The organism is Acinetobacter sp. XH1741, assembly GCF_041021895.1.
Classification (GTDB): domain Bacteria; phylum Pseudomonadota; class Gammaproteobacteria; order Pseudomonadales; family Moraxellaceae; genus Acinetobacter.
In genome coordinates this window covers 2,144,957-2,164,025 of sequence record NZ_CP157428.1, presented here as the reverse complement: position 1 = coordinate 2,164,025, position 19,069 = coordinate 2,144,957, and the positions used below count along the sequence as shown (strand labels likewise).

At 34.9% G+C, this 19,069-nt stretch carries 15 protein-coding genes and 1 pseudogene; 12 read left to right on the top strand and 4 right to left on the bottom strand.

The window, feature by feature from the left end; all coding sequences use genetic code 11:
• The first annotated feature begins 24 nt into the window (after positions 1 to 24).
• Both ABLB96_RS10270 and ABLB96_RS10265 read left to right on the top strand, forming a co-directional pair.
• Positions 25 to 444, top strand: coding sequence for a heme-binding protein (locus tag ABLB96_RS10270; protein WP_348898418.1), 420 nt, complete (start codon positions 25 to 27; stop codon positions 442 to 444).
• A gap of 258 nt (positions 445 to 702) precedes the next feature.
• Positions 703 to 948, top strand: coding sequence for a hypothetical protein (locus ABLB96_RS10265; RefSeq protein WP_348898530.1), 246 nt, complete (start codon positions 703 to 705; stop codon positions 946 to 948).
• 39 nt (positions 949 to 987) lie between these two features.
• Here the strand turns inward: ABLB96_RS10265 and ABLB96_RS10260 are convergent.
• Positions 988 to 1,440: pseudogene (locus ABLB96_RS10260) on the bottom strand (hypothetical protein).
• Between the two features lie 138 nt (positions 1,441 to 1,578).
• On the opposite strand from ABLB96_RS10260, the gene ABLB96_RS10255 reads away from it, so the two are divergent.
• From ABLB96_RS10255 to ABLB96_RS10220, 8 genes are all read left to right on the top strand, one after another.
• On the top strand, positions 1,579 to 2,439 hold the full coding sequence (locus tag ABLB96_RS10255) for an alpha/beta fold hydrolase (protein WP_348898529.1): 861 nt from the start codon (positions 1,579 to 1,581) through the stop codon (positions 2,437 to 2,439).
• Between the two features lie 223 nt (positions 2,440 to 2,662).
• Complete coding sequence (gene ptsP / locus ABLB96_RS10250; RefSeq protein WP_348898528.1) at positions 2,663 to 5,521, top strand: phosphoenolpyruvate--protein phosphotransferase; 2,859 nt, start codon at positions 2,663 to 2,665, stop codon at positions 5,519 to 5,521.
• Positions 5,522 to 5,534: 13 nt separating this feature from the next.
• Positions 5,535 to 6,482, top strand: a complete 948-nt coding sequence (gene pfkB, locus ABLB96_RS10245) for a 1-phosphofructokinase (RefSeq protein WP_348898527.1) — start codon at positions 5,535 to 5,537, stop codon at positions 6,480 to 6,482.
• A complete protein-coding gene (locus ABLB96_RS10240) occupies positions 6,469 to 8,187 on the top strand; it encodes a fructose-specific PTS transporter subunit EIIC (protein ID WP_348898526.1) in 1,719 nt (572 codons plus the stop codon). The genes pfkB and ABLB96_RS10240 overlap by 14 nt, the downstream gene beginning before the upstream one ends.
• 655 nt (positions 8,188 to 8,842) lie before the next feature.
• Positions 8,843 to 9,307 (top strand): MarR family winged helix-turn-helix transcriptional regulator, encoded by a 465-nt coding sequence (locus tag ABLB96_RS10235; RefSeq protein ID WP_348898556.1) that lies wholly within the window; start codon positions 8,843 to 8,845, stop codon positions 9,305 to 9,307.
• A 184-nt stretch (positions 9,308 to 9,491) separates the two neighbouring features.
• Positions 9,492 to 9,707: a hypothetical protein gene (locus ABLB96_RS10230; protein ID WP_348898557.1), complete on the top strand. Its 216-nt coding sequence runs from the start codon at positions 9,492 to 9,494 to the stop codon at positions 9,705 to 9,707.
• Positions 9,708 to 10,305: 598 nt separating this feature from the next.
• Entirely contained in the window at positions 10,306 to 12,399 is a 2,094-nt protein-coding gene (locus ABLB96_RS10225; RefSeq protein ID WP_348898536.1) for an EAL domain-containing protein, read from the top strand.
• A gap of 146 nt (positions 12,400 to 12,545) precedes the next feature.
• Positions 12,546 to 12,989, top strand: a complete 444-nt coding sequence (locus ABLB96_RS10220) for a universal stress protein (RefSeq protein ID WP_348898535.1) — start codon at positions 12,546 to 12,548, stop codon at positions 12,987 to 12,989.
• A gap of 51 nt (positions 12,990 to 13,040) precedes the next feature.
• On the opposite strand, the gene ABLB96_RS10215 is transcribed toward ABLB96_RS10220, so the two are convergent.
• On the bottom strand, positions 13,041 to 14,483 hold the full coding sequence (locus tag ABLB96_RS10215) for a glucose/sorbosone family PQQ-dependent dehydrogenase (RefSeq protein WP_348898534.1): 1,443 nt from the start codon (positions 14,481 to 14,483) through the stop codon (positions 13,041 to 13,043).
• A 349-nt stretch (positions 14,484 to 14,832) separates the two neighbouring features.
• Between ABLB96_RS10215 and ABLB96_RS10210 the strand changes: the two genes are divergently transcribed.
• The gene (locus ABLB96_RS10210; RefSeq protein WP_348898533.1) at positions 14,833 to 15,459 is read left to right on the top strand and encodes an SOS response-associated peptidase family protein; all 627 of its coding nucleotides are present in this window, start codon (positions 14,833 to 14,835) and stop codon (positions 15,457 to 15,459) included.
• Positions 15,460 to 15,703: 244 nt separating this feature from the next.
• Positions 15,704 to 17,158, top strand: a complete 1,455-nt coding sequence (locus ABLB96_RS10205) for a SulP family inorganic anion transporter (RefSeq protein WP_348898532.1) — start codon at positions 15,704 to 15,706, stop codon at positions 17,156 to 17,158.
• Between the two features lie 35 nt (positions 17,159 to 17,193).
• On the opposite strand, the gene ABLB96_RS10200 is transcribed toward ABLB96_RS10205, so the two are convergent.
• Both ABLB96_RS10200 and ABLB96_RS10195 read right to left on the bottom strand, forming a co-directional pair.
• Positions 17,194 to 17,307 carry a hypothetical protein gene (locus ABLB96_RS10200; RefSeq protein WP_348898531.1) on the bottom strand — a complete coding sequence of 38 codons (114 nt, stop codon included), beginning with the start codon at positions 17,305 to 17,307 and terminating at the stop codon, positions 17,194 to 17,196.
• A gap of 1,009 nt (positions 17,308 to 18,316) precedes the next feature.
• Complete coding sequence (locus ABLB96_RS10195; RefSeq protein ID WP_348897456.1) at positions 18,317 to 19,063, bottom strand: alpha/beta hydrolase; 747 nt, start codon at positions 19,061 to 19,063, stop codon at positions 18,317 to 18,319.
• Between the last annotated feature and the right edge of the window lie 6 nt (positions 19,064 to 19,069).

The following is a 19,069-nucleotide window of genomic DNA, read 5'->3' as shown; positions in this document are numbered from 1 at the left end:
CTTACTCAGGAAAGAAGAGCATAAATGAAAAGTAAATATTATCTAACATTAGCAGATGCAGAGTTTTTAATGGAAGAAGCTCAAAAATATGCAATTGAACACAACTTTAAAGTTAGTATAGCGATTGTTGATGAAACAAGCTCTTTATTACTTATGAAACGTCTAGATGGCGCTTCTCCTCTCACTACACATCTGTGTCTGGAAAAAGCTAAATGCTCATCAATGAGCGGTCGTCCTTCAAAATTCTACGAAGAACTTCTTCAAAATGGTCGTCTTGGTTTTTTAAGCATGCCAAATGCCAAAGGAATGCTAGAAGGTGGCAAAGCTATTATTTATGAAGATCATATTTTAGGTGCGATTGGTGTTTCAGGCGTACAATCTTTTGAAGATGCTGAAATTGCTCAACATGCCATTGATGCCTTTTTAAAAAAACAAAGCAACTAAAGTAAATGAGAAGAAAAGAGAAATTATTACACTTTTCACTTAAAAATTTCTCTTTTCTAAAAAAATAAGTATTTTATACGAAAATATTTAATATTTACTTTTTTAATACCTTAACTATTTATAAATATAGAAGTTTTTATAAAACTGTTCAAAAAACTTTCTATTGACTATTGAATTAAACTAAAAATACCAGTACAACATTAAACTTATTCTTGACTAAAACATTCGGTTTTAGCGCAACCACAAGGAGGGATGGAGATGTTATCATTACATTTCAACAAACAAGTCTTCATTAACACTCTGAACAGTAAAGATTCAGTTGTGTATGGAGTAACTACGCTTGCTCTTATGCTCACTTTACTGTTTCAAGGTATGATTAAAGGGAATCTGAAACCCGAGTACTTTGTATATGCTACGGTTGTTTCTTTTGTGTTTTGTGTATGGGCCTTTGTCGATCACAAAATGCGAAAATTAGCTAAAAAACGAATGAGTCGACAGAAATAATAGAATTCAAAAAATGGATGAGTAATCATCCATTTTTTATTACCCTAAAAATAATAAAATAGTCCCCATCACTAAAATAGCTGTTGCTAACAACTCGGTAATAATTAAAGCAATCATCATAAAAGATACTAACCATGCTGGCAGACTGAAGCGCCCTAACCTATGCGGCTGTTTAAACTGATTTGTTGTGTCCTGTAAATACCCATGAATGATATAGACAAATATTGAAAGACTAAAAAACAAGATGTTTGCCAATACACACCATAAAGCAATATCTTCACTTAAAACTGTGAAATAGCTGAGTACAGCTAGAATGATTGTTGCCGCGGCATACAGCAAGCTGCTTCGATGGGCAATATCGACATAATAATGTGCACGACTTAATTCTGAACGGCGTATCTGCCAATATTTCCACACTCCTGTCAACACTCCTAATCATAAAAAGACGCCACTAAAAACAATTGCAAGTTGTACAGCTTTTGATAAATCCATAATTTCCCTTTATTTGTTTTATTAAAATTTGATGAGCTATATATCATAATTCTTGACTTTAAAGTCATATTTTAATCAAGTTTCTTTTCGGAACTCATGTACATTAAGACAAATGATTAGACAGTTAGCTTAAAATCTATGGATAAGACTTTTGAATCTTTTTGGATTACCTGTAAAGATGGCTATCAACTTGCAGCACAATTTTATCCTGCTGTATCAAAAAAAGCTCAATACCCAGTTGTTATTTGCCCAGCAACAGGTATTACCAAAAACTTTTATCACTCTTTTGCAACATGGTTAAGTCAACAAGGCCATGATGTGTTGAGTTTTGATTTCCGTGGTATTGGTGAGTCATTACATGGTGCATTAAAACAAAGTAATGCAAGTATTACAGATTGGGGAACACTTGATATTCCCTGTGCAATCGATTCTTTATTAATAAAAACCAAAGCAGATCAAGTTATTCTTATTGGGCACAGCGCTGGTGGACAATTGTTAGGAGTCGTGCCTAACTATAATAAAGTCGCAAAAGTAGTAACCGTTGCAGGTTCAACAGGACATGTTAAGGGTCTGAAAGGAAAAACCAAGTTTTTAGCACCAGTTATGTTCAATTTTATCTTTCCTATTTCTAGTGCTATTAAAGGTTATGGTGCAACTCAATTCATAGGTATGGGAGAAAACTTACCTAAAAAAGTTGCTCAACAATGGCGAGAGTTTTGCAGCCGTCCCGGTTATGTGAAAAATGCTATAGGCAAGACTATTTTTCATGACTTTCATTCAGATATTAAGTGTTCAATTACTGCTATTTGGGCCGATGATGATGAGATTGCAACCAAACGCAACGTAAATGAATTATTAAGTTTATATCCCAATGCAGATAAAAAAATGATTGAACTTAATCCAAAAAATTTAGGATATAAATCAATTGGCCATATGCTGTTATTTAAAAAATCACATCAAAAACTTTGGTCTATTTTAGAACAAGAAATTAATTATTAATCACTGCTTTTATTTTCACCTCTAAGTCAGTAATCCTGCTTAGAGGTTTTTTTGTATTAAAAACGAGCAGCTTTTTACTTAAATGCGTCGATATACATTTAAAGTTCTGATAAGGTAATTCATCTGAAGCTGTTGTCAAAAAATAGGTATATATACTTGTTTAATGCAAACAGCTTCTTTTTTTCTGTTTTAGCTAAGCCAAAGAAATTGTTCAAGGATAATTATGCTAGCACTAGAGCCTCAACATATTCATATGAATCAACATGCTGTTGATAAAACACATGCATTAAAGTGTCTAGTCGATATATTAGAAAAAGATGGGTTAGTTACACCTGAATATATAACAGGACTTGTCAATCGTGAGCAACAAAGTGCGACTTATTTAGGCCAAGGTATTGCTATTCCCCACGGTACTCCTCAATCACGTGAATATATTTTAAAAACGGGTATTCGCTTAGCTCATTTCCCGGAAGGCGTAATTTGGGATGGAGAAAATAAAATCTATTTAGCTGTCGTGATTGCAGCAAAATCTGATGAACATTTACAAGTATTGCAAATTCTTACTCGTGCATTAATGCATGATGTGAGTGAACAAGTCAAAAATGCTTCAAAGCCCGAACAAATTATAGAATTACTACAAGCTCAGCCATTATCTTTAGCCCTTCATGAAAATCTCATTCAAACCGAAATCGATGCGCAAGATATCGAAGACTTATTTTGGGCAGCTTCTCAAACGCTCAAAAAACATAGTTTTGTAAAATGTGGTTTCTTAAGCTCACTTGATCCAGAACAAGCCATTCAATTACAGGATCAAATTTGGTCTATTTCAAGTCATCACTTTGTTCAGCAACCTGCTATTAGTATTACTAAGCCCTCAAAGACTTTAGAGCTAAATGGTAAAAAGCTGAATACTCTGGTTTGTATTGCAGCAAATGACCAGCTCGATAATGAAAGATTTAATCGTTTAATTGATATTTTGTTCAATCCAGAGCAAGTTGCCGAGCTAGACAAGACTCAAACTCCAAATGAAATTGCAAAAATTATTGGTGCTGATGTTATTCCAGACTGGCCTCAACGCTCAGTTGTATTAGCAAATGCACACGGCTTACATGCTCGACCAGCTACACATTTAGTCAATCTCACCAAAACCTTTCAAGGCGACATTCAGGTTGCTGTCGATGATGGTAGTTTTGTTTCTGCGAAAAGTTTGACTCGCCTTTTAGCTTTAGGCTGTAAACGTGGCCAAACTCTACGTTTTATTGCAGAGCCAGAAACTGATGCAGTGAATGGCCTAGATAAAGTGGTTTTTGCAGTACAGCAAGGCTTGGGTGAGGAAGTTGAGGCAATACCAGTAACTAGCGAAGTACCTGAGCAACCCCCTGCACAAACTATAATGTCTCATGCTACAGCATTTGGTAACAATACAGGAATCGCTGCATCTAGCGGTTTAGCTTTTGGGCCAGTACATGTCATTAAACCCAAGGTTTATCAATATGAACGTATGGGTTTAAGTGTAAAAGCTGAGAAAGAAAATTTAGATATTGCATTACATGCTGTAAAAAACAATATTCACCAAGTTATTGCTAAAGCTGAAGCTTCTGAAATTAAACAAATCTTTCAAGCCCACTTAGAGATGCTCGATGACCCTGATTTGATTAACGGTGTATATCTAAAAATTAATCAGAATTTATCAGCACCAGCCGCTTGGCATGAGCATATTGAAGCTGCTGCTAAAGCACAAGAAGCTCTACCAGACCGCTTACTCGCTGAACGTGCAACAGACTTACGTGATATTGGTGACCGAGTCTTAACACAACTATGTGGTGAAGTAGTTATTGAAGAGCCTAAAGAGCCTTATATTTTAATCATGCATGATGTTGGGCCAAGCGATGTCGCTCGTCTCAACAAAGACCGTGTTGCGGGCATTTTGACTGCTATAGGCGGGGCAAGTGCACATAGTGCGATTGTGGCACGTGCTTTAGGAATTCCAGCTATTGTTGGTGCTGGTGAACAAGTCTTGGAAATTGATCATAAAAGCACCCTACTCATTAATGGTGACACGGGGACTTTTGTTTTAAATCCAGATACGGCGCAAATCGAACAAGCAAAGCAAGAGTGTGAACAACAACGTCAAATTCGTGAAGAAGCTGAACGTCATAGCCAAGAGCCTGCCATTACGTTAGATCAACATCAGATCGAAATTGCTGCAAATTTAGGTAAAGTTCAAGCAACAGCACAAGCAGTAGAATATGGTGCAGAAGCGATTGGGTTATTACGAACTGAACTTGTATTTATGTCTCATAGCAGTGCACCAAATGAGACTGTTCAAGAAGCTGACTACCGAGTGGTACTAGATGCACTTGCAGGCCGTCCACTTGTGGTACGCACATTAGACGTAGGTGGTGATAAACCTTTGCCTTATCTACCAATTGCTGAAGAAGAAAACCCATTCTTAGGATTAAGGGGAATTCGTTTAACCTTAAGACGTCCTGAGCTTTTAAAACAGCAATTAACTGCTTTATTAAAAGCATCTGATAATCGTCCATTACGAATCATGTTTCCTATGATTGGACGTGTTGAAGAATGGCGTGCTGCAAAAGCAATTCTTGATGAAGTAAAAGCTCAACATCCATGTGACAATTTACAAGTCGGCATTATGATTGAAGTTCCTTCTGCTGCTTTACTTGCACCAATTCTTGCACAAGAAGTCGACTTTTTCAGTATCGGTACAAATGATCTGACCCAATATACTTTAGCAATTGACCGAGGTCACCCAATCCTCTCAGCTGAAGCAGACGGATTGCACCCAAGTATCCTCAATTTGATTGATCAAACTGTGAAGGCTGCACACAAACACGGTAAATGGGTAGGAATCTGTGGTGAGCTTGCAGCAGATCCAAAAGCCGTACCTATTCTCATGGGATTAGGCGTAGATGAGCTCAGCATGTCACCAAATAGCATTCCATTGGTAAAAGCTCAAATTCGTACACTAAACTACAGCCATGCTCAAAAACTTGCGCAACAAGCTTTAGCGTGTGATAGCGCTCCTGCTGTACGTCAACTATCTGAACAAGACTTATAAATTGGGAATAGTGATGGCTAAAATTTTAACAGTTACTTTAAACCCTGCAATTGATGTAACGATACAACTAAATGAGTTACAGGTAGGTGAAGTAAATCGGCAAGAATGGGTAGAAATTCATGCAGCGGGGAAAGGTCTTAATGTTGCTCAGGTATTAAAAGACCTAGGACATGATGTAATCGTAACTGGTTTTTTAGGTGAGCATAATCGACAAATTTTCGATACACACTTTACCCAAGCTCAATTTCAACCCGAGTTCATTTATATTGATGGCGAAACACGCCAAAATATAAAGATTGCTGAGCACTCTGGGCGGATGACCGATTTAAACGGTAAGGGTTTCTTTGTTTCTGAAGTAGACAAACAAAGTCTTTTTAATAAGATCGAAGCTCTTTTACCACAAGTTGAGGTGGTTGCAATAGCTGGTAGCCTACCTCAGGGTTTTAGTATTGATGAGCTACAACAGCTTATTCAAATTATAAAAAAGCAAAATAAAAAAGTTGCACTAGATACAAGTGGTAAAGCATTGGTTGCTGCAATTGCAAGTCAACCTTGGATGATTAAACCTAATACTGATGAGCTAGTAGAAAGTTATCAGTGTTCTGCAACAAGCTATGCCGAACAAAGAAAACTTTTTGACAGCTTAGCCGACATTGAGCATGTAGTGATTTCAATGGGTGAAGATGGCGTAAATTGGCTGCATGATGCTCACCCCTTACATGCTCAGGCACCAAAAGTTATTGTAAAAAGTACAGTCGGTGCTGGTGACTCCCTCTTAGCAGGCATGATCCACGGACTTATAAGCCAACTTTCTCCTGAAGAAACTTTAAAAACTGCAACAGCAATTGCAAGCCATGCTGTAACGCAAATTGGTTTTCGAATCCCTACTCCCGAGGTTCTAGACCAATTAAAAGCACAAACTACTATCAATTCATTGAGTGAATCTGATGCAAACCGCTAAACATTTATTATTTGTCACTAATAGTCCGCAACAGCAAATCAATGCTTTGATTTTAGCTCGTAAACTTGCTTTAGTCGCAACACAGCGTGGATATAAAAATAGCGTTATTTCACTCGATGAATTTGAATCAAGTGATAACTTTGATCATGTTGTTATTATTGGACAACAGCCTAAAAACCTAAATATTTTTGGGCAAAGCGCTTTATCTTTAGTATCTATTGAAGATATTAAACATGATGCAGATCATGCACTTTTAACAGCGCTTGAACATTCGAAACCTGCAAATGAATGGGATCAAAAACCTAAACAAACATCTAATACAGCGACTCACTTTGTTGCAATTACTGCTTGTCCAACTGGGGTTGCTCATACTTTTATGGCAGCTGAAGCGTTACAGCAAGGTGCAGAAAAACTTGGCTATCAAATTGATGTAGAAACTCAAGGTTCTGTGGGTGCAAAAAATATTTTATCAGCTCAAGCCATTGCTGATGCCGATATTGTTATTTTAGCTACTGACATTGAAGTGAACACAGACCGTTTTGTAGGCAAACGTGTTTATCGATGCAGTACTGGCTTTGCCTTAAAACAAACCGACAAGGCATTTGCAGAGGCAATTGCGAATGCTCAAGTTTTAGAACAAGGTAAACAGCAAGCTACTACGGAAAATAAAGATAAAACTGAAAAAGTTGGTGTGTATAAACACTTATTAACCGGTGTTTCTTATATGCTGCCTATGGTTGTTGCCGGTGGTTTGTTAATTGCTCTTTCTTTATGTTTTGGTCTGAATGCAGCCGAACAAGCTGGTAGCTTGCCAGCCATATTAAAACAGATTGGTGCAGCAGCATTTACACTAATGGTACCAATGCTATCAGGTTACATTGCATATTCCATTGCAGATCGCCCTGGCCTTGCACCTGGTTTAATTGGTGGGTTATTGGCAGCACAACTACAGGCAGGATTTTTAGGAGGCATTGTTTCTGGCTTTCTTGCTGGTTATATCGCGTTATTTATTGCCAAAAAAGTTAAATTACCAACCAGCTTAGAGGCACTTAAACCTATTTTGATTATTCCATTACTCGGAACATTATCTGTTGGTCTCATTATGTTCTACATAGTTGGACAACCAGTAGCACATATCTTTGAGTTAATGAAAGATTTCCTCAACAACATGGGCACTACAAACGCCGTATTAATGGGAATTATTTTAGCAAGTATGATGTGTATTGATTTAGGTGGTCCAATTAATAAAGCCGCTTATGCTTTTACAGTCGGTTTACTTACAACCAATACTTACATGCCAATGGCAGCCACCATGGCGGGTGGTATGGTCCCTGCTATTGGTATGGCGATTGCGACCTTCCTTGCTAGAAATAAATTTAGCACAGGTGAGAAAGATGCAGGTAAAGCAGCTTTTGTGCTCGGTTTATGCTTTATCTCAGAAGGTGCAATTCCATTTGCAGCAAAAGATCCTATGCGTGTTATTCCAACTTGTATTTTAGGTGGTGCAGTTACTGGTGCATTGGTGGCTTTATTTCACTGTGAACTTGTTACACCACACGGCGGTGTATTCGTACTTCTGATTCCGAATGCAATCAATCATGCATGGTTGTATCTTGCAGCTATTGCTGCAGGCAGCATAGTAACTGGTGTAAGTTATGCCATCATTAAGAAGAACCAAGAAGAAAAGTTATTACCGAATACATAGCTTATAAAAGGGAGAATTAATATTCTCCCTTTTTTATTTCTTAGATTATTTATTAATTTGAATCGCACGCGCTATAACTTGTTCTAAGCTAATTGCAAAGTAAAAGTTGGTTTGGTAATACATTCACTTAAACTATATTTAGGTTTTTCAAATATAATTTGAAAATAACTCACTTATTATAACATATATTAATATATAAAAATCAATACCTTAAGAAAGTTAATTCATTTAATTTGATAAATAGTTCATCAATCATGTTAAATGTATGGTAAATTTCCACTTTTCAAAAATAGCGTAAAATATTGATTAAAATAAATATTTTCACATAAAATGGATTTATTTTTTATAGTTATGACTTTGTAGACAAAAAATTTTTATAGAAATGTCACATTCAAAACATGTTTTTTTTTCTAGGATTCTCATGCAAAGAGGTATCGTTCATTTTACGAACAAGCGAGCAGCCAAGTTCAAATAAACGGTAAGAAATAAGTTTTATCAGAATAGTAAAATTTATAGTTTGTTCTTATTAAATCAAACGATATAAATTTTGCTCATGACTTAAAGTCCTGATATAACTTGCTTAGTGAAACTATATTTTTCAACTATTAAAATGAGTTTCATAAAATGCGATCCACCAAGGTATGGGGAAAAGTCAATGACAAAGAAGTATGCGCGTTTTTTACCAACAACAGAATCTTTCACTCTTGAAGATTTTCCTTATTATTGGATTACCCAAGTCCATGCTCAATATGTTCAAAATATTGATAATGCTCTTAAAAAATATGGCTTAGATAATTCTCGTCGACGCATTATGCTTGCGCTAAGCAGTAAACCCCATGCTAGTGTATCTGAATTATCCGACATGATTATTTCAAAGATGTCGACTACAACTAAGATTGTTTACCGTTTAAAAGATGAAGGCCTAGTAGAAACATACTCTTGTCAAAGCGATGGCCGGATTACACGTGTATATCTTACTGAGCGTGGTACAGAAATGATTGCTAAAATTAACGACTTAACAAGTGTCGTACTTGAGCAATCATTTGAGGGGATCACTCCTCTACAACTAGAAAAAATGATGGAAAGCTTAAAAATGCTTTTAAAAAATCTATCTCGGTAACTATCGTATCTTTTTTCAAATATGTTTAAATCTCAAGCTCTCTATGAGAGCTTTTTTATTTACTACGCATAAGTAAAAATATAGTCCTCAGAAAGTAGTCAATTGAACACTAAGCTTGTTGACTTGTCCTCCCAACTCCAGTAGAAACTTTCTTTTCATGTCTACATTGTAATTTTAGGAAAAAATGGCTAAAAGAAAATATAAAAGTGATAAGTTTCAGGTACGTCGTATTAACCGCCAATGGTGGGTACTTGAAAAAGATTTAGAAACTCATCGCTATTCTAAACATGAACAGGTCGCTACAAAAACCTTAGCTAATAATTATGCAGATGATTATATAGAGCAATACTATATGAATCTCTATATTCAGCAGCAGTTAAAAAAACCGGAAACCACATAAAAAGCCTTCACGGCTTTTTTTATTTATAATTCAATAAATTACTTAAAATTAAAATAATAAAATTTTGCCATAAAAAAAACCTACATCTTGGGGAAAATGTAGGCTATAAAATGCACAAAAAGGAAATATATATCCTTTTTGACGAAAATAATTTTACGACAACCTAAGCCCTTATTTTATATTACTTTTGTAAAGTTAATAGTAGTTATTGTATTAACACTTAATAATTTAAATTGATTCTTTATATAAATTTTTCTAAGAAAAATATTTAAAACAATTTATTTTTGACCTGTTAAAATATTTTATTTGCGCTTAATCCTTCTATTTTCAAATTATAAACAACTGTTTTAACAAGTTTTTTACAAAAATAAGCATAATTTTTTTAAGTTAAAACTCTATTTTTTTTAATCTTCATTAAATTAAAAGTTAATAAATAACATATGCATAGATGAGTAATAGAAATTTTATTTTCGTAATTCCTTTATTTGAGTCTAAAAAATAATCAAATATTAAATTTTTATAGCTTTTGCACTTACTACACAACTATTACAATACAGATTATAAATAGTTTAACTCTTCAGCAATTTTTAGGCATGTTATGACTTCAATGTCGAACACTACCCAAAAGCACTTTATTGTTGAGCAGATTCCTCTACCGACGTGGGTCAGTGACGAAAAAGGCTTAATTTTATATTGCAATATGGAGTGTACAAAATACTGGCGCGATACATCCCCTCCATTGTTTCAACAATGGTTAGATTTCGTGCACCCTGCTGATTTAGAAGAAGTCAAAAATAAATGGTTAGATGCAATACGTATTCAATCAAGAGTTGAAATTAAATGCCGTCTTTTACATAAAGGCCTATACTATCGATGGTGCAAACTTTCTATTCAACTATCGAAATATCATGAATCTTCCCAAGAAAATGAATGGTTCATTAGCTTTTTAGATATTGACCAAGATATTCAAGAACAACAAAGTTTACGCAAAGATATCGATATACAGAATCAAATGCTCGATATTAGTGTCGACTGTATTAAGGTATTAAATACAGATGGCACAGTATCACATATGAATAAATCCGGATGTCTTGCTTTAGGTGTCCCTGTAAATGAAAAAAATTTCGGCATGAGATGGTTAGATCTTTTACCAGCTCATATACGTAAACGTGGAAGAATTGCCTTAAAAAAAGCCTTACAAGGCAAAGTAGCCCGATTCGCTGGCATGAGTTGTTTACCAAACCAAGATCCTGAATATTGGGATAATATGCTGACCCCAATTCAACACACAAACGGCGAAATTATTCAAATATTGTGTGTTTCTCGAAATGTCACTCAACAATATCTCACTGAAAACCGACTAAGAGATATTAGTGAAAGAGATGAACTTACCGGATTATTTAATAGACGCTCATTTAAGCTTCAACTAAAACGTACCCTAGCCTACTCCAGAGAAACTCAAACAAGTGTTGGCTTACTTTTAATTGATTTAGATCATTTTAAGCATATTAATGACACCATAGGCCATAGCGCTGGTGACCACTTATTAAAAATCCTGTCTAAACGTTTTAATCAGTGCGTAGACCATGAACGATGCTCTGTTGCTAGACTAGGTGGCGATGAATTTGCAGTTATTGTTAGCCATTTAAAAAATGAAAGTGATGTTCAAGGTCTTGCAGAAGTATTACTTCAACAGCTCAATCAGCCGATTACATATGCAGGAAATGTGTTAAATGGCGGCATGAGCATTGGGTCTGCCATTTACCCTCAAGATGCAGTTGATCAATCCAGCTTATTAAGCTGTGCGGATATGGCTCTACATGACTTAAAAGCTCGAGGACGTGGCGGTATACGTATGTATAACCCAAGTATGATGCAGTTAACGGAAGCAATTGCCTCTCAACTTAATATTGCTCGTCAACTTATTCGCCACCACACCATTCAACCCTACTATCAGCCTAAAGTTGATTTAAAAACTCATGCAGTAGTGGGCTTCGAAGCATTACTTCGTTGGCACACAACTTCAGCCCAAAGAGGATTACCCTCTCAAATTGCTGAGGCTTTTAAAGATTATGATTTAGCAAGTAAAATTGGTGAAATTATGCAGCAGCAAGTGTTGCATGATATTGCTAAGTGGATAAAGTTAGGCTTTAACCCACTTCCTGTTTCTTTAAATGCTGCGCCTGTTGAGTTTTTAAGAGATAACTATGCTGAACGTCTATTAAAAAAGATCAATCAACTTGAAATTCCTACACATTTAATTGAAATAGAAGTCACTGAGCATATGCTTGGAGACCGTGGTTCCGAATATGTTATACGTGCACTGACTAAACTCAAGCAACATGGTGTACGGATTGCTTTAGATGATTTTGGAACAGGATTCTCTTCTTTAACGCATATACGTGATTATCCTATTGATTGCTTAAAAGTCGATTGTAGCTTTATACAAAAAATGCAACATGACCCATCAATTTATGCAATTGTTCAGGCCATTGGTTTACTTGCTCCAAATTTATCGCTAGGACTTATCGCAGAAGGTATTGAAACGCCAGAACAAGAAGAGTTACTACTCCAATTTGGATATAATGTAGGACAAGGCTTTTTGTTTGAACCAGCTATTGATGCAAATCAGGTGATGTCTATTCTTAAACAAGGCCAAGCCTATTTCGAAAGTCATTATTCTATGAGTTAATCAGAATATTTAACTCAAATAGCTGTTCAATTTTTCACACTAAAAGCACAATATAAATTATTAAAATTGGCGATAATATAATCATAACGATAACAAACTTAGCTTTTTACCTATAAATATTGTCAAAAGACAATAAGGAGCAATATATGAGTTACCACCATATTTTAGTTCCAGTCGATGGTTCTCCTACTTCACTTATTGCTGTTAATCATGCTGCAAGCCTTGCTAAAGCTTTTAATAGTAAAGTCACTTTAGTTTATGCGCTCACTATTGATCCTTTTATATCGGTTGAAATTATTGATAGTACAGAAATTGCACAAGATTACTTTAATAAAGCGAGAGCTTCGATTCAGGGCATTTTAGACCAAGCCAAAGAACAATTTAGCCAACACGGAATTTCTGTCGAAACAAAAATTGTTGAAGGTCAAACAATTCATACAGAAATCATCAAAGCAGCAACTGAACTAAAAGCTGATTTATTAGTGATTGGTTCTCATGGGCGAAAAGGCTTTAAAAAGTTCTTCTTGGGAAGTGTGACTCAAGCGCTGTTAGGAGAAATCCATATTCCTGTATTAGTCGTTAATGAGTAAATCTTAAATTGAATAAAAACCCAGCTCATATAGCTGGGTTTTTCAAATAAATTACTTGGCTTTATAGGTAAATTTAATTAAAGAACCCAGATTTTCTAAAGTGTTAGTTACAGTGCCGTCATCTTTTTGTACATTCCCAGACGTATCAGTCAATACATATAAGACATTACCCTCTGGACTTGCAATGACGTCACGGTAGCGATTATTGCTTTTAAACATTGGGATCGCATCATCTAAGGTTGTACTATACGTTGGATCTAGCTTAATACGGAAAATAACACCGCGTTTTAAAGATGGTACCAATAATGTATTTTCCCATCCTTGAATCGCTTTTTTACCACCCGTGTATACATATGCCGATGATGGTGCAACTGTTGGCCAACAAACATAAGTCATATCACCACACGTTGGATCGTTATAGTTATATGTATCTTGCACGGTATATAGCGTTTTTAAAGGTGGTACAAAGTTTTTGCCTGTCCATTCAGACTCTTTAGTAACAGGTACACCAGCCGCTACTTTTACACCATTTTGGCCTAAATCTTTAATTTGTGATTTGTTGGTTGCAGCCGAATAATTGGCATAGGCATAGCCACTCTCATCTTTATATCCGGCTACATTTGGCCAACCATAGTTCCCACCTTTTAAAATGAGATTAATTTCATCATCAGAATTTGGACCTTGCTCAGACTGCAAAAGCTTTCCATTAGGAGCAAAGGCCAGACCTTGTGGATTACGGTGTCCTAATGTGTAAATATGACTAACCACACCGTTAAAGCTTGGGTTGTCTTTAGGAATACTTCCATCAAGATTTAAGCGTAATACCTTGCCCATATATGTATGATAATCTTTGCTATTCAGCTCTTGTTGAGTTGGGGTGTGCTGCGCCTGATTTGGTAAAAATAAATAAGCCAACTGGTTACGACCTTGGTCACCAATCGTATAGTAAATTTTTTGGTCTGGCCCAATAACAAGGCGACCGGACTGATGATCTTTCGATGAAGGTAAACCTGCAATCAAATCGACAGGTTTTTCAAATGTATCTGTCGTTTTGTTATAGGTATACCGACGAATAATTGTTTGGTTAGGTAGTTCTTTATCTGTAGATTTTGGATTTTTAAAAGTACCTGAAATATAGATATAAGGGTTATGTTTAAAGTCAGGATGAAAAGCAAAACCTAACAAACCATTTTGTCCATCAGCATCATTTACAATTTCAGGAACCTGAAAAACTGTTTTTACACTAACAGATTCAGGATTTACTCTTAAAATTTTACCAGTTGCGCGTTCAGTTAACCAAATCTGATTATCTGGTCCCCATAACAAAGCGTGTGGTTTATTTAAGTTAGACAGAATAACTTTTTTATCAAAATTTTCTGTTTTCGCTTTCGCAAATTGGGCCGGCGTAAGAGGAACATCCGCAAATGCAGTGTTAAGAGTAAATAGTTGTGCAACACCTAACAAAGTGATTTTTGCTAATAAATGTTTATTCATAATTCCACCTTATAAATTTTTAAAGACTGATGTAAACCGCAAGAACTATTGGTTTATATACGTTCTCGATATTTTTGTATTATGATGAATAACCGTTTTATTAGAATCCAAATTACTGAAAGGCTCTGTTGCATAAAAGTAGCTATTCAAACAATTGTTTGCTCCAAAAGATCTAATAACTAACTGATATCATCTCTAGTTTTTATATCAAAAAACAAATTTTTATAAAGTAAATGATCAGTAAAGATTAATACTCAAACAGACAATTCAAACGATAAAACCATACAAAATAAAAAGCTAAAACATTCACCCTATAGTTTCAGGTTAACGTTATAAGTAAGGGTCTATCATGTGTGCAAATTTTAAGCCTCTTAAAAGAGAGCATGCTCATCAATTAAACCTATTTGAACCAACTTTCGATTATAAATCTGACGTCTACCCCAGTGATAACTGTCCACTTATTTTATCTCATCAAAATGAACAAGAATGGCGAAAAGTTATATTTGGAATGTTGCCTCCCTATGCAAAAGAAATCTCTTTTAAATATGCAACCTATAATGCAAGAACTGAAACAGTTGCACAAAAACGTTCTTTTAAGCATGCATGGTCAAATGATCAATTTGGGCTTATACCAGTTGAAGCTATTTATGAGCCTAAATATATCAATGGAAAAGCACATTGGTATGGCATATTCCGTCAAGATGGTAAACCTTTTACGCTTGCGGCAATCTACGAAGAAAGCGTAATTGATGAGCAGAAAGTTAAGACAATGTCACTATTAACAATCAATGCCGACAATCATCCTTTTATGAAACAATTTCATAAACCAAATGATGAAAAACGTTCAATTATTGTGATACCTGATGATCTTAGAAATGATTGGTTAAACTGCAAACATAGTGAAGCCCGTGATTTTTTCTTGGATATGCCATCAAATGAGTTTATGGATATGCCTAAAGCAGATATGAAAAAATAATGGTTAAGCACTTTATACTAGAGATTTGCCAAGCCTAAATGACTCCCTCTTAAAACTTATGCTATTCTTACTGCTCTTTTAAAGCCCCACTTCTTTATATTCATGACACTTACGCCACCTTAAGTTTATTTACCCTTCTTAATCGTAAATAACTCATCACTGTCTAGTGATGTGGTGTAGTCGCTTGTGTGTTGGTATACCACATCACTAGCCTTTTTAAAATTTATAATCATAGGCTATTTCCATGTTAACGAATGTCCAAGAACAATGGTTCTCTAATATCCGTGCAGATATTCTTTCTGGTCTTGTTGTTGGTCTTGCATTAATACCAGAAGCTATTGCTTTTTCAATTATTGCCGGTGTAGATCCCCAAATTGGTTTATATGCATCTTTTTGTATAGCAGTCATTATTTCTTTTGTCGGTGGTCGCCCTGCCATGATCTCGGCAGCAACAGGTGCTATGGCTTTAGTCATGACAACACTTGTAAAGGAACATGGTCTTCAATATCTATTTGCAGCCACAATTTTGACAGGGGTTATACAAATTCTGGCGGGTTACCTTAAACTTGCTAAACTCATGCGTTTTGTTTCTAAATCTGTGGTAATTGGCTTCGTGAATGCTCTCGCCATACTCATTTTTATGGCCCAGCTACCAGAGTTGATTAATGTAACTTGGCATGTATATATCTTGGTAGCAGTTGGGTTAGCTATTATTTATCTATTTCCCTACATACCCAAGCTTGGAAAAATTTTCCCATCTCCCCTCATTTGTATTGTTGCCGTCACATTATTTACTATTTTTTTAGGTTTTAACGTTCGAACAGTAGGTGATATGGGAGCTCTACCAAATACTTTACCTATATTTTTAATTCCTGATATCCCTCTTAATTTAGATACCCTTTTTATTATTCTTCCTTATTCATTGGCTCTTGCTGCAGTTGGCTTACTTGAGTCGATGATGACAGCAACCATAGTTGATGAAATGACGGATACTCCAAGCAATAAATTTCAGGAATGTAAAGGCCAAGGTTTTGCCAATATTGCCTCAGGTTTTATGGGCGGAATGGCTGGATGTGCCATGATTGGACAATCAATGATTAATGTTAAATCAGGTGGCCGGACACGTTTATCTACCTTTTGCGCAGGTATATTCTTACTCATTTTAGTTGTGTTTTTAAGTGATTGGTTAAAGGTTATTCCTATGGCAGCGCTTGTTGCTGTCATGATTATGGTATCCATCAGCACTTTTGAGTGGAGTTCACTTACCCGCTTTAAAACTAATCCCAGAAGCAGCAATATTGTTATGCTAGCAACTGTTATCGTCGTCGTAGCGACTCATAATCTGGCATTAGGTGTCTTGACGGGTGTATTACTTTCCGCACTCTTTCTAGCGAACAAGCTAGAAAATGATATTCATATCATCTCTTCATTGGAAGGAAATGCGCGTTTGTATGATTTAAAAGGACAAATGTTTTTTAGTTCTTCTGAAAAATTTATGCAAGGTTTTAATTTTAAGGAAGATTTAAAAGAAGTTATTATTGATCTCACACACTCACATATTTGGGATGTCACTTCAGTGGCCATGCTGGATTCAGCAATAGAAAAATTTCAAAAGAATGGTGTAAAAGTTACTGTACGTGGTTTAAATGAAGCCAGTTCAATCATGATTGATAAGTATGGTACACATGCCAAAATCTAACCAAGGTCCTTCGGGACCTTTTTTAATACAATTTTTTATTGTGGTTCAATCACATAGAAATATAAAACCATGACGATTAAGAATATAAGCATGATTGCTAGATAAGTGCCAATTGTATTAAAACTTTTTAAAAACTTTAAAATATCCATAAAATTATATAAAAAAACCGACCTCTACAAATTATTGAAAAATTTTATAAATCTATCAATCAAAAGAAATTTACATTTTTTTTAACTATCCTTTATTCGTACAATAAATGTATAAATATATTAATGATGAAATTAATTTTAAATTTTTCTTATAGACAACTTATTTTACCGCTCAGTAATCCTAAAATCTCTTAACTACTCATATCAAAAAGTTTACTTTCTTCATATAAGATTTAGCGATTCCAGCTTATCTTAGTTATGAGTTAATCTAGTAACTAGTAAGAAAACTAGTACGTAAATAGTCATAAAACATTAAAAAACCACTTCAAGTAACAATACTTTTAGTTTTTTCAGTGATATACAGAAATTTAGAAGTCCATACTTTTGTATATTAAATTTACTATTATTTTTTCTTTTTAAAAATTTTAATTCTTTCGAATTTATAACTAACTTAAGACTTTATTTTTTAATAAAAAATACCCTCATAGTTAAAAAAACATGAGGGTATTAAAAATAAACAACTTTACAGACGCAGTATATGCAGTACTAAATATATACCTTTAAAGATATATTTACAATACCTCTTTAATTTTTTCAGTTAAATTAAGCATATGTGAGTCATTAAATGCCGATTTAATATGCAAAACTCAGTTAATAATTGGATATAAAAATAAAAAAGTCCGTCTCTTGGGAAGCTACGGACTATAAAACTCATCTAAGCAACAGCTAAACAGTTTGTCGATTAGAGAGAAAACACTATCTTTTTAATCTAGTTGAGATATTGACTGCGGTCAACTCCAATTATTAAAACGTAATAAAAAACCAAATAAATGTGATGTAACTTACATTCACACTCAGATATTGTTAATTTAACAAATTATATTTAAATAAAAAACATATTATTCAATCTATTGTTTAAAACCTTCTGTTATGAGTACTATTTTGCTATACATGATATTGCTCAACCTTAGCTCGACCCATCCTCTTATAACAATCATGATTTCTCACCCTACTTAAATATAGATTTAAAATAGTAATCTAGAATAGAGTAATGATTAATCTCAGGCAAAATATCAAATGAGGCCAATCCCTGCCCTTGACTACGCCTATATTTAAAATAAGTTTCACTTTGCCATTTCAACTCATCTAATTCAAGACTTCCACACAAAATAGTACAAGGAGTATCAACAGTTTCTTGCCTATAAATAGGGCTATATTTCATAACATCTGACTGTGACAAATTTAATGCATGATTTAGATGAGTTTCTTGTATAGGTGCTAAATCATAAATACCACTTAATAAAACTGCTTCAGATAATAAAGGATGGCTTAAACATAATGCTCCAAGATGCGCACCTGCTGAATGGCCCACTAATAAAACTTCATCCGTTATCCAATTCTGTTGTGCAATAAAATCGAGAGCTTTTTGCGTTTGAGCCACTATTTCTGAAATATGACTTTGAGGAGCCAAGTCATATTCTACAAGTACACATTGTGCGCCTTTTGCCAGTATATACGGCGCTATAAAGGCAAAGTCCGATTTATCACACCACTGCCAATATCCACCATGTATAAAAATCACGGTTTTATTGGCGTGCTCTAAAGGATAAAAGTCAATTGTTGATCGGAGCTGCAAACTATATGGTATATCTTTTATATGATGGTAGGTTTGATAGCTCAGCAAGCTTCTATATTGAAAGCTTGCTAATATTTCACCTTCATTTGCTACCGTTGTAGCATTGTCATATTGTCTCATATAGCG

Excerpts from the sequence above, each read along its gene's own strand:
- ABLB96_RS10270 (WP_348898418.1), top strand. The coding sequence starts at position 25 with ATGAAAAGTAAATATTATCTAACATTAGCAGATGCAGAGTTTTTAATG.
- ABLB96_RS10265 (WP_348898530.1), top strand. The coding sequence starts at position 703 with ATGTTATCATTACATTTCAACAAACAAGTCTTCATTAACACTCTGAAC.
- ABLB96_RS10255 (WP_348898529.1), top strand. The coding sequence starts at position 1,579 with ATGGATAAGACTTTTGAATCTTTTTGGATTACCTGTAAAGATGGCTAT.
- ptsP (WP_348898528.1), top strand. The coding sequence starts at position 2,663 with ATGCTAGCACTAGAGCCTCAACATATTCATATGAATCAACATGCTGTT.
- pfkB (WP_348898527.1), top strand. The coding sequence starts at position 5,535 with ATGGCTAAAATTTTAACAGTTACTTTAAACCCTGCAATTGATGTAACG.
- ABLB96_RS10240 (WP_348898526.1), top strand. The coding sequence starts at position 6,469 with ATGCAAACCGCTAAACATTTATTATTTGTCACTAATAGTCCGCAACAG.
- ABLB96_RS10235 (WP_348898556.1), top strand. The coding sequence starts at position 8,843 with ATGACAAAGAAGTATGCGCGTTTTTTACCAACAACAGAATCTTTCACT.
- ABLB96_RS10230 (WP_348898557.1), top strand. The coding sequence starts at position 9,492 with ATGGCTAAAAGAAAATATAAAAGTGATAAGTTTCAGGTACGTCGTATT.
- ABLB96_RS10225 (WP_348898536.1), top strand. The coding sequence starts at position 10,306 with ATGACTTCAATGTCGAACACTACCCAAAAGCACTTTATTGTTGAGCAG.
- ABLB96_RS10220 (WP_348898535.1), top strand. The coding sequence starts at position 12,546 with ATGAGTTACCACCATATTTTAGTTCCAGTCGATGGTTCTCCTACTTCA.
- ABLB96_RS10215 (WP_348898534.1), bottom strand. The coding sequence starts at position 14,483 with ATGAATAAACATTTATTAGCAAAAATCACTTTGTTAGGTGTTGCACAA.
- ABLB96_RS10210 (WP_348898533.1), top strand. The coding sequence starts at position 14,833 with ATGTGTGCAAATTTTAAGCCTCTTAAAAGAGAGCATGCTCATCAATTA.
- ABLB96_RS10205 (WP_348898532.1), top strand. The coding sequence starts at position 15,704 with ATGTTAACGAATGTCCAAGAACAATGGTTCTCTAATATCCGTGCAGAT.
- ABLB96_RS10200 (WP_348898531.1), bottom strand. The coding sequence starts at position 17,307 with ATGGATATTTTAAAGTTTTTAAAAAGTTTTAATACAATTGGCACTTAT.
- ABLB96_RS10195 (WP_348897456.1), bottom strand. The coding sequence starts at position 19,063 with ATGAGACAATATGACAATGCTACAACGGTAGCAAATGAAGGTGAAATA.